General features: G+C 75.7%; 13 protein-coding genes. 7 read left to right on the top strand and 6 right to left on the bottom strand.

What is annotated here, in order from left to right; genetic code table 11:
- Positions 1-46: 46 nt before the first annotated feature.
- Positions 47-973 (bottom strand): EamA family transporter, encoded by a 927-nt coding sequence (locus IE244_RS01820; RefSeq protein WP_191870833.1) that lies wholly within the window; start codon positions 971-973, stop codon positions 47-49.
- Positions 970-2,370 carry an MFS transporter gene (locus IE244_RS01815; RefSeq protein WP_191870832.1) on the bottom strand — a complete coding sequence of 467 codons (1,401 nt, stop codon included), beginning with the start codon at positions 2,368-2,370 and terminating at the stop codon, positions 970-972. The genes IE244_RS01820 and IE244_RS01815 overlap by 4 nt, the downstream gene beginning before the upstream one ends.
- 106 nt (positions 2,371-2,476) lie before the next feature.
- On the opposite strand from IE244_RS01815, the gene IE244_RS01810 reads away from it, so the two are divergent.
- Positions 2,477-2,995 (top strand): MarR family winged helix-turn-helix transcriptional regulator, encoded by a 519-nt coding sequence (locus tag IE244_RS01810; protein ID WP_191870831.1) that lies wholly within the window; start codon positions 2,477-2,479, stop codon positions 2,993-2,995.
- A 47-nt stretch (positions 2,996-3,042) separates the two neighbouring features.
- Here the strand turns inward: IE244_RS01810 and IE244_RS01805 are convergent, their stop codons facing one another.
- On the bottom strand, positions 3,043-4,530 hold the full coding sequence (locus tag IE244_RS01805) for an FAD-dependent monooxygenase (protein WP_191870830.1): 1,488 nt from the start codon (positions 4,528-4,530) through the stop codon (positions 3,043-3,045).
- Positions 4,531-4,659: 129 nt separating this feature from the next.
- Between IE244_RS01805 and IE244_RS01800 the strand changes: the two genes are divergently transcribed.
- On the top strand, positions 4,660-5,238 hold the full coding sequence (locus IE244_RS01800) for a TetR/AcrR family transcriptional regulator (RefSeq protein ID WP_191870829.1): 579 nt from the start codon (positions 4,660-4,662) through the stop codon (positions 5,236-5,238).
- 203 nt (positions 5,239-5,441) lie between these two features.
- Here IE244_RS01800 and IE244_RS01795 read toward each other — a convergent pair whose 3' ends face one another.
- From IE244_RS01795 to IE244_RS01785, 3 genes are read right to left on the bottom strand one after another with little or no spacing between them, the layout of a single operon-like run.
- Positions 5,442-5,717 carry a hypothetical protein gene (locus IE244_RS01795; protein WP_191870828.1) on the bottom strand — a complete coding sequence of 92 codons (276 nt, stop codon included), beginning with the start codon at positions 5,715-5,717 and terminating at the stop codon, positions 5,442-5,444.
- Between the two features lie 58 nt (positions 5,718-5,775).
- Positions 5,776-7,866 (bottom strand): 4-alpha-glucanotransferase, encoded by a 2,091-nt coding sequence (gene malQ, locus IE244_RS01790; protein ID WP_191870827.1) that lies wholly within the window; start codon positions 7,864-7,866, stop codon positions 5,776-5,778.
- On the bottom strand, positions 7,867-8,100 hold the full coding sequence (locus IE244_RS01785) for a hypothetical protein (RefSeq protein ID WP_031160081.1): 234 nt from the start codon (positions 8,098-8,100) through the stop codon (positions 7,867-7,869). It abuts the gene before it with no gap.
- A gap of 171 nt (positions 8,101-8,271) precedes the next feature.
- Between IE244_RS01785 and IE244_RS01780 the strand changes: the two genes are divergently transcribed.
- The 5 genes from IE244_RS01780 to IE244_RS01760 all read left to right on the top strand — a co-directional run bounded on the left by IE244_RS01780 (position 8,272) and on the right by IE244_RS01760 (position 12,749).
- Positions 8,272-8,883: an RNA polymerase sigma factor gene (locus IE244_RS01780; protein WP_191870826.1), complete on the top strand. Its 612-nt coding sequence runs from the start codon at positions 8,272-8,274 to the stop codon at positions 8,881-8,883.
- Positions 8,880-9,914 (top strand): zf-HC2 domain-containing protein, encoded by a 1,035-nt coding sequence (locus IE244_RS01775; RefSeq protein ID WP_191870825.1) that lies wholly within the window; start codon positions 8,880-8,882, stop codon positions 9,912-9,914. The genes IE244_RS01780 and IE244_RS01775 overlap by 4 nt, the downstream gene beginning before the upstream one ends.
- 143 nt (positions 9,915-10,057) lie before the next feature.
- The gene (locus IE244_RS01770) at positions 10,058-10,822 is read left to right on the top strand and encodes an ABC transporter ATP-binding protein (protein WP_191871388.1); all 765 of its coding nucleotides are present in this window, start codon (positions 10,058-10,060) and stop codon (positions 10,820-10,822) included.
- On the top strand, positions 10,819-12,150 hold the full coding sequence (locus tag IE244_RS01765; RefSeq protein ID WP_191870824.1) for a hypothetical protein: 1,332 nt from the start codon (positions 10,819-10,821) through the stop codon (positions 12,148-12,150). The genes IE244_RS01770 and IE244_RS01765 overlap by 4 nt, the downstream gene beginning before the upstream one ends.
- On the top strand, positions 12,147-12,749 hold the full coding sequence (locus IE244_RS01760) for a hypothetical protein (RefSeq protein ID WP_191870823.1): 603 nt from the start codon (positions 12,147-12,149) through the stop codon (positions 12,747-12,749). The genes IE244_RS01765 and IE244_RS01760 overlap by 4 nt, the downstream gene beginning before the upstream one ends.
- Positions 12,750-12,751 lie beyond the last annotated feature (2 nt).

Here is a 12,751-nt window from a genome sequence, read left to right as displayed (position 1 = left end):
GGACGGCGGTCACAGGGTTCCTTTCGGCGGGGAGGGATGCGTGCTCCTACCGTCGCAGCGGACCTTCTGTCAGGTCCATCGAAAGTTTTCGACTGTTCTTTTCAGCGGAACTGAACGGTCGGGGCCGGCTTCCGTACTGGCCCGCCAGCGTGGCGCCGAACGCCAGCGCCATCCCCGACAGCTGCACCGGTGTGAGCGTCTGACCGAGGGCCGCCCAGCCGACGACGGCCGCGGTCAGCGGGGAGAGCGGGCCGAGGAAGGCGACCTGGGGGGCGCTGAGCCGGCCGATGCCGCGGAACCACAGCCAGTACGCCACCGCCGTGTTGGCCAGCGCCAGGTACGCGCAGCCGCCGGCGGCACGGCCGTCCAGGGCGGGCGGCGCCCCCTCGGCCAGGAAGGCGACCGGCGCGATGAGCAGGCCGCCCGCGGTGAGCTGCCAGGCGGTGAGGGCCAGCGGACCGACCCCGTCCGGACGGCCCCACCGCTTGGTCAGGACCGTACCGGCGGCCATCGAGGCGGTGGCGGCGACGGCCGCGAGCACCCCGACGGCGTCGAGCGTTCCGGTGCCCTCCAGCACGACGAGGCTGACGCCGAGCGCCGCGACGACACCGGTGACGAGCGAGCGCGGAGCCGGTCGCTGTCCGAGCAGCAGCGCCGAGAGGCCGAGGACGAACAGCGGCTGGACCGAGCCGACCACGGCGGCCATGCCACCGGGCAGCCGGTACGCCGACACGAACAGCAGCGGGAAGAAGACCCCGATGTTCAGCGCGCCGAGCGCCGCCGCCCGCCACCACCAGCCGCCGCGCGGCAGCTTCCGGGTCAGCGCCAGCAGGACCAGGCCGGCGGGCAGGGCCCGCAGCAGCGCCGTGAACAGGGGCCGGCCCGGCGGCAGGAACTCGGTGGTGACGGCGTAGGTGGTGCCCCAGGAGACGGGGGCGAGGGCGGTGAGCAGAACGGTGACGGACCGTCTCATGACCGGGTCCTTTCCGGCTGGACGACGACGGGGGCAGAACCAGCGGCCAGGACGGGGACCGCGGCCGGGACGGGGGCCGGGGCCGGGGCGGGGGCCGGGGCCGGGGCGGGGGTGCCGCCGCGGTGGGGCGTCGGGGCCGGCAGCGGTCGTACCGCCGCCGCCGGCAGGCGGTCCTCCGTGCGGATCAGCAGCGCGGCGGCCACCGCCGAGGTGACGACGAGGACCGCCCACGGCGCCCGGCCGTCCAGCGCGAGCAGGGCCGTGAACAGGGAGGGCGCCACCGCCTTCGCCAGCGACCACGACATCTGGTACGCCGCCAGATACCGGCCGCGCACCTCCTCGGGCGCCGCCTCGACCGCGAGCACCTGGGAGGCGGGACTGTGGATCAGCTCGCCGACGGTGTAGAGGACGACCACGGCGACGAGGGCGCCGCCCAGGACCGTGGCCGACGCGGGCCGCACGGTGCCGAGCACGATCTGTGCGGCGAAGGCGGCCGCGAACAGGCCCCCGCCCAGCGCCGCGGCGCGGGTGCGCCGGGCGCCGGTCCTGCGGACCCGCGCGCCGACGCCGACCCCGGCCACCGCGCACAGCACGGTGTTGAGGGTGAACGCGGCACCGGTGAGCACCGCGGGGCCGTGCAGCCACTCCACCAGGAACAGCGGGAAGAGGACCGACAGGGCCGAATAGCTCAGCGCGTTCAGGAAGTTGGCGCCGGTGACGACCAGGAAGGGCCGGTCGGCGAGGACGAGCCGGTAGCCGGCGCCCGCCCGGCGCGGGGCGAGGGCCTCGGCCGCCGTACGCGTCGGCGGCACGGGGCGCAGGGGCCGCAGCAGCAGCGCCGCGAGCGCGAAGGACAGGGCGTTGCCCCAGGCCGCCCAGGTGTAACCGGCGCTGCCCGCGAGGGAGATGACCAGCGTGGCCAGCAGCGCTCCCGCGCCGTTGCCCGCGTTCTGCAGCGCCCGCGTCGACGCCTGCAGCCGGTCCCGGCCCGTGCCGCGCGCCACCTCGCCGATCAGGGACTGCTGCGCGGCGGGGAAGGCCCGGTCGGCGGCGGCCGTGACCAGGGCGACGGCCGCGAAGGCGGCGAGGGAGTGGGCGAAGGGGTAGAGGGCGAAGCCGGCGACCCGGACGCCGTTCAGCACGTACTGCACGCGCTTGGCGCCGTACCGGTCCACCGCCGTCCCGGCGAGCGGCAGTGCGGCGATGCCCGCGAGCCCGGTGGCGGTGAGCACGGCGCCCACGAGCGTGAAGGACAGCCCGGTGACGGCGTGGAAGAAGACCAGTGTGAACGGGACGTACATGCCGGTGCCGACGCCGTTGACGGCGGCGGTGACGGGCAGCACCCACTCGTGCGGGACACGGTCGTCCACGCGGCTCCCGCTGTTCGTCCTCTTCATCCTGGACCCCCTCCTGATTAGCTTGCTCGAAAGTAGCTTAGCACTAAGCTACTTTTCAGCAAGTCACTTTCTTGCGGGTGACCATCGAGCGAGGAATACTCGGCCCATGAACGAAGGCCCGCAGCAGCACAGGGATCCCGTCGACGCGATCATCGACCAGTGGGCCGTCGTCCGGCCCGACCTCGACACCAGGGCGATGGAGGTGTTCGGCCGGATCTACCGCCTCTCGCGCACCATGGGCGACCGCATGGAGGAGGCGTACCGCCCCTACGGCATCTCCCGCGGCGAGTTCGACGTGCTCTCGACCCTGCGCCGCTCAGGCGAGCCGTACACCCTCTCACCGCGCCAGCTGTCGGCCACTCTCATGCTCACCACCGGCGGCATGACCGGCCGTCTCGACAAGCTGGAGAAGGCCGGTCTGCTGCGCCGCTCCCCCGACCCGCACGACCGGCGCGCCCTTCAGGTGACCCTGACCGAGAAGGGGCTGGACGTCATCGACCGGGCGGTCGGCGCGGGCCTCGCGGTCCAGACCGAGGCCCTGTCCCCCTTCGACAGCGAGCAGGCCGGCCAACTGGCCGACCTGTTGCGGCAGTTGCTGTCGTCCACCGAGGAGGCGGGACACTAGTCCCCTTCCGGGGAGGCGGGGCACTGGTCCCCTTCCAGGGAGGCGGGCTACTGGTCCCCTTCCAGGGAGGCGGGGCGCCGGGCCCCCGGGTGGGCGGCCAGCGCCGCCTCGATGTCCGCCGCGGTGGCCGAGTCGGCGGCCCAGGCCGCGTATCCGTCGGGCCGGACCAGCACGGTCGTACGGCGGTCGCTCGCCCAGCGCGCCACGGCCGGCCGGTCCGCACGGCCGGCCCCCACCTCGTACGGCTCCGGTGTGATCAGGACGAACCGGCCACCGCGCAGCGCCTCGTACAGGCGAGTGCCGCTGGCCAGGGCGACGTCCGGGACGCGGGTACCGGTCAGCGGGTGGGCGCCCCGGGGCGCGGGGTAGCGGTAGCCGATGCCGGTGACCTGGGCGGCGACCGCGCGCCGGGCGGGACCCACGGCGCCCAGGAACGCGGTGAGCGCGGCGCGGGCCGCGAGGGTCCAGGGGCGCTTGGCCATGGCGAGGCGGACGATCCCGCCGCTGCTGCGCAGCACCGCCCGGCCCACCGGGTGGCGCTCGGCCTGGTAGGTGCCGAGCAGCGCGGGGTCCGCCTGCCCGGTGACGACGGCCGCCAGCTTCCAGCTCAGGTTGGCCGCGTCCTGGAGCCCGGTGTTCATGCCCTGGCCGCCGGCCGGGGTGTGCACGTGCGCGGCGTCGCCGGCCAGGAACACCCGCCCGACCCGGTAGGCGGGCGCCTGCCGTTCGTCGCTGTGGAAGCGGGACATCCAGCGGGCGTCGTGCATCCCGAAGTCCCGGCCGAGGGCGAGGCGGGTGATCTCCTGGACCTCGGCCAGGTCCAGCGGCGCGTCGTCGGCGACGTCACGGCCGCGGTGCCAGCCGATCACCCGGTAGTAGCCGTCGCCGAACGGCGCGAGGAAGGCGAAGGCGTCGCCGACGGCGTTGACGGTGAGCAGGGCCGGCGGCTTCTCGGCGAGCCTGACGTCGGCGAGGACGACCGACCGGATCACCGACCTGCCCGGAAACGGCAGCCCGATCGCGTCCCGTACGCCGCTGCGCATGCCGTCGGCGCCGACGACGTACGCCGCACGCAGACTCTCCGCACGCCCCCGCGGCCCGCGCACCTCGACGGTCACCCCGTCGGCGTCCTGGGCGAGCCCGGTCAGCTCGGTCTCGTACCGGAAGCCGGCGCCCGCCGCGACCGCGCGCCGCTCCAGGACCTTCTCGACCTCGTACTGCGGGAGGACGAGCAGATGGCGGAAGCGGGAGGGGAGGACGCCGAGGTCGACGGTGAGGCGGCCGAACAGACGCAGGCGGTCCAGGGGCTGCCCCACGGCCTCCAGGTCGTCGGCGAGACCACGGGCGTCGAGCTGTTCGAGGGTGCGGGCGTGCAGGACGAAGGCGCGGGAGAGGTTGCTGATCTTCCGGGGGCGCTTTTCGAGGACGGTCACCGGGACGCCGGCAGCGGCGAGATCACCGGCGAGGAGCAGGCCGGTGGGGCCGGAGCCGACGACGATGACGTGCTGCGGGCTGTGTCCCTTGGTGCCGGTCATGGTGGCCTCCTGGGCGCCAACATTCGTTGGCCAACGGGCGTTGGTCAACGCTTGTTGGCCAGCGTAAGGGGACTGTCCGGTAGGGGTCAACACTTGTTGGCCTACGTATGTTGGCCTACGCTCGTTGGCATGACCGACGGCACGAAGACCAGCCCCGCACGCCGCTCCGACGCCACCCGTACCGCCATCCTCGCCGCCGCCCGCGAACGGTTCGCCGCCGACGGCTACGACCGGGCCACCATCCGGGCGATCGCGAAGGACGCGCGTATCGACCCGTCGATGGTGATGCGCTACTACGGCAGCAAGGAGGGACTGTTCGCGGCGGCCGTCGCGCTGGACCTGCGGCTGCCCGACCTGGCGCGCGTGCCGCGGGACGAGGCCGGACGGGCTCTGGTGGCCCACTTCCTGGGCCTGTGGGAGGAGAACGAGGAGCTCACGGCCGTCCTGCGGGTCGGCGCCACCAACCAGGCCGGGGCCGAGCGGATGCAGGGCATCTTCCGGGACCAGCTGCTGCCGGTGGCCCGGCAGGTGTGCCCCGACCCCGAGCAGGCCCCCGCCCGGGCCGCGCTGTGTGCCGCCCAGCTGCTCGGGCTGGCCCTGACCCGCTATGTGCTGCGGCTGCCGCCGGCGCGGGAGCTGACCCGCGAGGAGCTGCTGGCGTGGCTCGGGCCGACCGTGCAGCGGTATCTGACCGCGCCGAATCCCTGAACCGGAGAGCCGGATCCCGGGGCCGGAGAGCCGGAACCCCAGGCCGAGGAGCCAAAATCCCAGGCCGAAGAGCCGAGACCCCAGGCCGGAGAGCCGGAACCCCGGGGCGGGAAAACGCCGGGGGCGCCGGTCTCACCCGGGGTACGGCGTGCGCGCGTACCAACGGGAGGACAGGCGCCCCCGGCGGCGGAACCGGTGTCCGGTCAGGCCTTGGCCCCGGACTTCGCCCTGGCCTTGGCCGAGGGGGCGATGACCCTGATCTTGGACTTGTCGAGCATCATCACCAGACCGGCGATCACCACGAACAGCGCCAGCGGGATCAGCACGTAGAGGCCCAGCGTCTGGATGACGCTCAGACCATGGCCGGGGTCGTCGCCGTCGTCGCGGGTCAGCGCGAGCGCGGGGGACGACATGAGCAGCATCATCAGCGTCGTGCCGGCGGCCAGGGCGCCGGCGCGCAGGGCGTTCTTCTTGTCCACGATCTCAAGTTAGCGAATCACCCGGAAGGACGCGCGCCCGGGGTCCACTAGCGGGGGTTCACCCCTCCCTGGCCTGCGTGAACACATCGAGCAGCGCCCTCAGCCGGGGGGCGGCCGTCAGTTCCTCCAGAGGCACCGGGCGGCCCTGGCGGTCCGCGATCGGCAGCCGCCAGTTCGGGTACTGGTCCCAGGTCCCCGGCAGGTTCTGCGGGCGCCGGTCGCCGACGCCGTCCGGGAGCCAGACGCCGATCAGCCGGGCCGGGGTGCGCAGCAGGAAGCGGTGGACGGCGCGGATCTCCTCCTCCTCGTCGGTACCGGGCGGTCCGGCGGCCGTCAGGTCCAGCAGGCCGAGGCTGCCGAGCAGGGCGAGCCACTCGGCGGCGTCGGCGGTGGCCTCGGCCCGCTCCTCGGTGGCCGGGCGGGTGAGCAGGCCCAGGCGGTCGCGCAGGTCGACGTGGTCGGCGGTCAGCCGGGCGGCGGTCGGCGGCAGGTCGTGGGTGGTGGCGGTGGCCAGGCAGCCGTCGCGCCAGCGGTCGGGCGGCAGCGGGCGGCCGTCGCCCTCCCAGTCGCGTTCGAACCACAGCACCGAGGTGCCGAGCACCCCGCGCCGCGCGAGCGTCTCGCGCACGCCCGGCTCGACGGTGCCGAGGTCCTCGCCGATGACGACGGCCCCGGCACGGGTGGCCTCCAGGGCGAGGATCGCGAGCATGGCGTCGGCGTCGTAGCGGACGTAGGTGCCCTCGGTGGGCGGGCTGCCCTGCGGGACCCACCACAGCCGGAACAGGCCCATGACGTGGTCGACGCGCAGGGCGCCGGCGTAGCGGAAGAGGGCGCGCAGCAGGTCGCGGTACGGCGCGTACCCGCAGGCCGCGAGCCGGTCCGGGCGCCAGGGCGGCAGGCCCCAGTCCTGGCCGCGGGCGTTGAAGGCATCGGGCGGGGCGCCGACGGACATGCCGGCGGCGAACACGTCCTGCTGGGCCCAGGCGTCGGCGCCGTCCGGGTGCACGCCGACGGCGAGGTCGTGCACGATCCCGACCGCCATCCCGGCCTCGCGGGCGGCGCGCTGGGCGGCCCGGAGCTGGCCGTCGGTGAGCCAGGCGAGGCGGGCGTGGAACTCGACCCGGCCGGCGAGTTCGGCGCGGGCGCGGGCGGTGTCGGCCGAGCGGGGGTCGCGCAGTTCGCCGGGCCAGCGGTGCCAGTCGAAGCCGTGGGTCTCGGCGAGGGCGTACCAGGTGGCGTGGTCGTCGAGGGCCTGGCCCTGGGCGGCGCGGAACTCGTCGTAGGCGGCCCGGCGGCCGGGGCCCAGCGGGACGGCGAGTACCAGTTCCAGTGCCTCCCGCTTCAGCTCCCACACCGCGTCCCGGTCGATGAGGGCGCCCTTGTCGAGGACGGTGGCGCGCAGCCGCTCGGCCCGCTCCAGCAGTCCGTTCAGCCGCTCGCGGTCCGGGACGTACGCGTACTCGGGGACGTCCTCGATCCGCAGGTGCACGGGGTCGGGGAAACGGCGGGACGACGGGCGGTACGGGGAGGGGTCGGTGGGGGCGCCGGGTACGGCCGCATGCAGCGGGTTGACCTGGACGAATCCGGCGCCGGCGGTGCGTCCGGCCCAGCCGGCCAGCTCGGCGAGGTCACCGAGGTCGCCCATGCCCCAGGAGCGGCGGGAGAGCAGGGAGTACAGCTGGACGAGCAGGCCGTGGGAGCGGCCGGGCGGGGCGGGCAGCCGGTCGGGGGCGACGACGAGGCGGGCGTGGCCGGTGCGGCCGTCGGGGGCGGCGGCGGTCAGGCGGTGCACGCCGAGCGGGAGGTTCCAGGTCCCGTCCCGTTCCTCCCCCTCCTCGGTCCGCACGCGTAGCCGCGTGCCGGGCGGCAGCGCGGTGAGGGCGGCGGGTCCCCGCGGGTCGCCGGCCCAGTGCACGACCGTCGGCGGCAGCAGGCGCTCGCTCAGTTCGCGCTCCCGGACGGCGAGCGCGGTGCGTACGGCGCCGGGGCCGGCCGCGTCGACGCCCAGGGCGGCCAGGGCGGCGATCACGGCGGAGGCGGGGACCGGGACGTCGCGGCCCGGGGCGGGGCTGTAGGAGGTGGCGACCCCGTGCAGCTCGGCGAGCCGGGACAGGTCCGCGTCCGCGGGGTCCTCCAACGCCGCGGCCATCTACACCCCCGCGCCGAAGGCGTCGGACTCGCTGGTCAGCGGGGTGGCGTCGGCGAGCGGTGGCTCGCTGGTCAGAGGCTCGGCGTCGGGCAGGGGCGGTTCGCTGGTCAGCGGGGTCTGGGCGCAGGCGCTCTCCGCGCTGAAGACGCACAGCGGTGCTTCGGCGGTCGTGGCGGACGGCTCCGCCACGGGTTTCCACTGGGCCGGGATCGAGAGTCGAGCCGGTGCGGCCACGGGGGCCTCCTTCGGTTGAGTCGGTCGCTCGGGTCGGATGATGCGGCTTTGAACGGGTTACGGCAGGCCTACCCCGTGACGGCGTCCGCACTCGCGGACGTTCCGGGCACCTGTCCGTGATCCGGCACCGGCCCGGTGATCGATAGAGAGGGTGTGAGACTGTTCCGCCCCATGGGGGGCCAGCGGGAGAGCGACGGGAGAGCCGGCGCCGCCGACGGGGACGCGGCGCTGTTGCGGTCCGTCGCCACGGGGGACGCGGCCGCGATGGCCGCGCTGTACGACCGGCACGCGGGCTGGCTGCACGCGCGGCTGACGCGCCGGTGTGCCGACCCGGAAACGGTGCGCGAGGTGCTGCAGGACACGTTCGTCACGGTGTGGCGGTCGGCGGCCGGGCACCGCGGGCAAGAGGCGGGCGGCTGGCTGTGGACGATCGCCGCGCGCCGGCTCGTCGACGCCCGGCGGGCGCAGGAGCGGACCGCGCGGACGGCGGCGCCCCTGGAGGCGGCGGTCGGCCGCCACGAGCCCGCCGGCGCGCCGTCCGCCGAGGACCGGGTGCTGGCCGGACTGGAGTACGGCGATGTCGGCACCGCCCTGGACCGGATCTCCCCGGAACTGCGCGAGGTGCTGCGGGCGACCGTGGTGGACGGGCTGAGTACCCGTGAGGCGGCCCGGCTGCTCGGCATACCCGAGGGCACGGTCAAGTCCCGCGCCCGGCGCGCCCGTGCCGAACTGCGGGCCGCGCTGGCCCAGTTGAACCCGTCCCCGATCGGAGGCACCGCATGAGAGACGGCGACGCGCGCGTCTGGCACGTCTCCGGCGAGTTCGCCGCCCGCTATGCCGGGGGCACACTGCCGGAGCCGGACGCGTGGTCCCTGGAGAAACACGTGGAGGACTGCGCGGGCTGCGCGTCCCGGGTGTCGGACGCGGTGGGCGCGACGACGGCCGGCACGGTGCTCGCGCAGGTCCGGGCGGCGGTCCTGGAGACGGTTCTGGACCCGGCCCCGGACCCGGTCCCGGAGACCGCGCCGACCCCGGTACGGCGGACCGCCCCGGAACGGCATCCGGTGGGGCGGACCACGAGCGAGCGGCGTCCGGCGGAGCGGACCGCACCCGGGCGGCGTCCGGGACGGCCCACCGCCCCGCGGCCGCGAACGCGTGCGGCGCGCTCGTCCCCGAGGCCGCCCGGCTCCCGGCTGCCGCGGCTGCTGTGGGCGGCCGGGCCCGCCGTGCGCGGGGCGTGGCTGCCCGCCGTGCTCGTCGTGGCCGCCGGCGCGCTGGCCCTGGCCTACGGTGCGGGTCTCCCCGGCACGCGGGCGCTGCTGCTGGCGGTCGCGCCGGTCGTGCCGGTGACCGGGATCGCCCTGTCCTACGGCCCGCACGCCGACCCGCTGCACGAGATCGCCGCGGCCACCCCGGGCGGCGGACTGCGGCTCGCGCTCATCCGCACGGTCGCCGTCCTCACGGTGAGCGTGCCGCTGCTGACCCTCACCGGTCTGCTGCTGCCCGCCTCGGGCGCGCCGGCCGCCGCGGCCTGGCTGCTGCCGGGGCTGGCGCTGTCGCTGGGCTCGCTGGCGCTGGCCTCCTTCATCGGCTGCCGGGCGGCAGCCCTGGTGACGGGGGGCGGCTGGCTGGCGGCCGTCCTTGGCCCGGTGCCGGTCGCGTCCGGCGACGCGGGCGGCGCCCGGCTGGCCGAGCAGCTCTCCCGCTGCCTCGACGGCATCGGCGCACAGAGCGCGTGGGCGGCGGCGGCCGTGCTGAGCGCCGTCCTGCTGACCGCCCGCCGCCCCGCGTACGACCGCCCGCTCGGCCGGTGACGGCGGGCTCCACGCCCGCGGGCCCAGCCACGACCCGGCCGTGATCCGGCCATGCCCGGCCGCGACCCAGTCATGCCGTCCGGCCTCCTGAACCACTCCTTCCTGAACCGCTCCTTTCTGGAGAGTCCTTGAACTCCATACATGTGACCGGCCTGCGGGTCCGGCACCGCAAGACGCTTGCCCTCGACTCCCTCGACCTCGGTCTCGGCACCGGTGTGCACGGGCTGCTCGGCCCGAACGGGGCCGGGAAGACCTCGCTCATCCGGGTGCTGGCCACGGTCGCCCGGCCGGACGCCGGCCGGGTGGAGATCCTCGGTGAGGACACCGCCGAGCACCGCGGCCGCACCGAGGTGCGGCGCCGGCTCGGCTATCTGCCGCAGGAGTTCGGCTACTACCCGGGCTTCACGGTGCGGGAGTTCGTCGCGTACGTGGCCTGGCTGAAGGAGGTGCCCGCCGAGCGGGTGCCGGACGCCGTGGAGCGGGCCGTGACCCGGGTGGGCCTCGCGGACCGCGCCGACGCGAAGGTGCGCACGCTCTCGGGGGGCATGGTCCGCCGCGTCGGGATCGCGCAGGCCATCGTCAACGACCCGGCCGTACTGCTGCTGGACGAGCCGACGGCCGGGCTGGACCCGGAGCAGCGCGTGGAGTTCCGCGCGCTGCTGCGCGAGCTGGGCACCTCGGCGACGGTGGTGGTCTCCACGCACCTGGTGGAGGACGTGGCCGCCGCCTGTACGGAGGTCACCCTCCTCGATGCCGGCCGGGTCGCCTACCGGGGCACGCCGGAGGCGCTCACGGTGCTCGGCGAGGCGTCCGACGGTCCGGGCGACCATCCGATCGAGCGCGGGTACACCGCCGTGCTGCGGGCCCACCGCGCGGCGGGCAGCGGCGCGCGGGAGGCCGTGCGATGACGATGGTCGCGCGGCGCAGGGCGCCGGGGGTGCGCAAGGGGGCTCCGCACCCTCTCCGTACGGAGGCCGTGCGGGGGTTCGCCCCGTTCGCGGGGGCCGTGGTCCTGGTGACGCTCGGGGTGATGCTGGGCAGCAGGGCGAAGCGGTGGCAGGGCGACTGGGGGGCGACCGCCGCGCAGGTGCACAGCGCCCTGCTGATCATCCTGCCGCTGGGCGCCGCCGCGGGCTGCTGGCAGGGCGGGCGGGAGCGGCGGCGGCGTACCGAGGAGCTGTGGGGGACGGCCGTACGGCCGCCGCTGGTGCGGTTCCTGGCCGCCGCGCTCCCGCTGACGGCCTGGGTGACGGCCGGCTATCTGGTCGCCGTGGCCGCCGCGCTGCTCGCGACGGGGCCGTACGCGCTGGGCGGCCGGCCGCACCTGGGGCTGCTGCCCGGGGACGCGGTGGCCCTGGCCTCGGCCGCACTGGCCGGCCAGGTGGCCGGGCGGGTCCTGCCGACGCGGCTGGCGGCGCCGCTGCTGGCCGTGGCCGGGTACGCCGGGCTCGGGGTGGCGACGATGGGTTCCTCGGGCCACGGCTCCCCGCTGAGCCCCGTGTTCCCCGTCGGCGACGACCAACTGCCGGTGTGGTGGCAGCCGGTGGCGATGGCCGTGTGGACCGGTGGGGTGGCGCTCGCCGCCGTGCTGGCGTACGCCGCCCGGCGCCGGACGGCGGCCCTGCTGCCGCTGGCCGCCGCCGTGGCCGCGGGTGCGCTGCTGGTGCGGACCGGCGAGGGCCTGCTGCACCCGGATCCGCTCTCCCGGCACCAGGTCTGCGACACCTCGACCACTCCGGCGGTCTGTGTGAACGCCCGGTACGCGAAGCTGTTGCCGCAGGTCAAGGCGGCCGTGGCCGGAATCACCGGCAAGCTGGAGGGGGTGCGGAACCTGCCGGTGCGCTGGGCGGACCGGCCGGGCGGGTTCCACCCCGACGAGGCACAGCTGCCGATGGTCACGCCGGTCGGCTGGGCGCTCGTACGGGGGCGGCTGACGGATCCGCGCGAGTTCGCCTGGGAGGCCGCCGCCGGGCTGGGGCGGCACGCGGAGTGCGAGGAGCCTCGGGTGATGGAGCTGGACGAGCTGGTCCGGCACTATCTGGCGCCGCGCCCCTACGAGTCCTACATCGACGGGCTGGACGCGCACGGCTCCAGGGCCCAGCGCGCCGAACTGCGCAAGAGGGTGGCCGCGCGGGCGCACCTGGCGTCGATGAGCGGCACGGAGCGCAGGGCTTGGCTGTCGGCGTACTTCGCGACGGCGGGCAGCTGCGATGTCACGGGGGTGCCGCAGCTGTGAACGGACTCGTCCTCTACGCCCGCTCCCGGGCCCTGCCGCTCACACTGGCCGCACTCGCCGGGACCACGGCGTTCGCGGTGTGGTCCGCCGGGCGGCTGGACAGCTATCTGGACCCGGACCGCCGGGTGCCGGTCGTGGCACTCGCCCCGCTGCTGGCCTCGGCCGTGATCGGGACGAGCCTGTACACGGCCTCGGCGGAGCTGGACCGTACGGCCGTACGACCGTGGTGGCCGCGGCGTCTGGCGCAGCTCGCGCTGCTGACCGCGCTGGCGGCGGCCCTGCTGCCGCTGGCGGTGCTCGGCCACACCGAGACCTTCGGACCGCCCGCCATGATCCGCAACACGCTGGGCTGCACGGGGTTCACGGCCCTGGCCGCCGCCCTCCTGGGCGCCCGGCTGAGCTGGTTGCCGGCCTTCGCCTACGTCTCGGCCGTGTACATGGGCGGGCACGGGGCCCATGGCCGCGCGGCGACGGTGTGGGCGTGGCCGATGCAGCCAGGGGCGGAGCGGGGCGCGTGGGTGGCGGCGGTCACTCTGTTCGCGCTGGGGGCGGCCCTGTACGCGGCGGTGGGCGCCCGCCCTGAGGGACCTCGCGCCTGAGA

Source organism: Streptomyces filipinensis (assembly GCF_014649495.1).
Classification (GTDB): domain Bacteria; phylum Actinomycetota; class Actinomycetes; order Streptomycetales; family Streptomycetaceae; genus Streptomyces; species Streptomyces filipinensis.
Note: the sequence above shows the minus strand (reverse complement) of the source record. Positions and strands in the feature narration are given on the sequence as shown.

Bases quoted from the DNA above. Each gene is read 5' to 3' on its own strand.
- malQ (WP_191870827.1), bottom strand. From the start codon at position 7,866: ATGGCCGCGGCGTTGGAGGACCCCGCGGACGCGGACCTGTCCCGGCTC.
- IE244_RS01820 (WP_191870833.1), bottom strand. From the start codon at position 973: ATGAGACGGTCCGTCACCGTTCTGCTCACCGCCCTCGCCCCCGTCTCC.
- IE244_RS01775 (WP_191870825.1), top strand. From the start codon at position 8,880: ATGAGAGACGGCGACGCGCGCGTCTGGCACGTCTCCGGCGAGTTCGCC.
- IE244_RS01815 (WP_191870832.1), bottom strand. From the start codon at position 2,370: ATGAAGAGGACGAACAGCGGGAGCCGCGTGGACGACCGTGTCCCGCAC.
- IE244_RS01780 (WP_191870826.1), top strand. From the start codon at position 8,272: ATGGGGGGCCAGCGGGAGAGCGACGGGAGAGCCGGCGCCGCCGACGGG.
- IE244_RS01810 (WP_191870831.1), top strand. From the start codon at position 2,477: ATGAACGAAGGCCCGCAGCAGCACAGGGATCCCGTCGACGCGATCATC.
- IE244_RS01765 (WP_191870824.1), top strand. From the start codon at position 10,819: ATGACGATGGTCGCGCGGCGCAGGGCGCCGGGGGTGCGCAAGGGGGCT.
- IE244_RS01805 (WP_191870830.1), bottom strand. From the start codon at position 4,530: ATGACCGGCACCAAGGGACACAGCCCGCAGCACGTCATCGTCGTCGGC.
- IE244_RS01800 (WP_191870829.1), top strand. From the start codon at position 4,660: ATGACCGACGGCACGAAGACCAGCCCCGCACGCCGCTCCGACGCCACC.